This window comes from Morganella psychrotolerans (assembly GCF_965118875.1).
Lineage (GTDB): Bacteria > Pseudomonadota > Gammaproteobacteria > Enterobacterales > Enterobacteriaceae > Morganella > Morganella psychrotolerans_C.
The window spans coordinates 1-824 of record NZ_CBCPJD010000057.1 but is presented as its reverse complement, the minus strand read 5'-3'; the positions used below and the strand labels follow the sequence as shown (position 1 = coordinate 824).

1 protein-coding gene is annotated in these 824 nt (G+C 49.5%); it reads left to right on the top strand.

All coding sequences use genetic code 11. From position 1 onward, the window contains the following. On the top strand, positions 1-793 hold a 793-nt coding region (locus ACMHKJ_RS19295), incomplete at its 5' end, for a DUF2345 domain-containing protein (RefSeq protein ID WP_413496464.1). Positions 794-824 lie beyond the last annotated feature (31 nt).

Genomic DNA, 824 nt, shown 5'->3' with positions numbered 1-824 from the left:
TTCCCCGAAAACGGTGCAGGCCAGCAGCGGCGAGAATATTACGCTCACCGCCCTGAAACAGGCTGATATTTCAGTGGGGAAAAAAATCACCTTAGCCGCCGGTAACGCCATCAGCCTGTTTGCCCGGCGTACCGGGATTAAAGCGTTTGCGGCAAAAGGCAAAATTGAGTTACAGGCGCAGAGTGACGAAATGCACCTGACCGCACTCAAAGATCTGACCGTGACCAGCACGGGCGGCAAAACCATAGTAGCGGCAAAAGACGAGCTGTTACTCACCTGCGGCGGAGCCTATATCCGCTTAAAAGGCGGGCAGATAGAATACGGAAGTCCCGGGAATCAAACTGTAAAAGCCACTAACTGGGTGGTTACCGGCCCGGAATCCATGAATGTGATGCACCCGCAATTTCCGCAGTCGATGCCCAAACAAGCCCTGCGTTTTCAGCTGAGCTCCTCACCGCAAAGCCCGGTGAAAAGCCGGGCATTTGAGCCGTATGAACTTTACAGTAAAGGGGCGCTTATCCTGAAAGGAGTAAGTGATGCAGAAGGTAACATTCTGATTAACCATGATATTCCTACTGACAACTATCAATTGCATTTACTCAGCGGTGACAGTTATGACATTAAAATCCCGCAGGCCGCAGAAAATGAAGAGAGTGAAGTGAATGAATTACCGGCTGTCAATATAGGTTTCAGAACCAGCGCACCGGGCAAGGAGCGGGAAAATACGCGGACAGGCAATGCATGGGGTGAAAATTTGTCACAATTTTTAGCGGTTTTTAAGAAGGATAAGTAATATGTCAGGAGGAAACTGGAATCAATTTCCG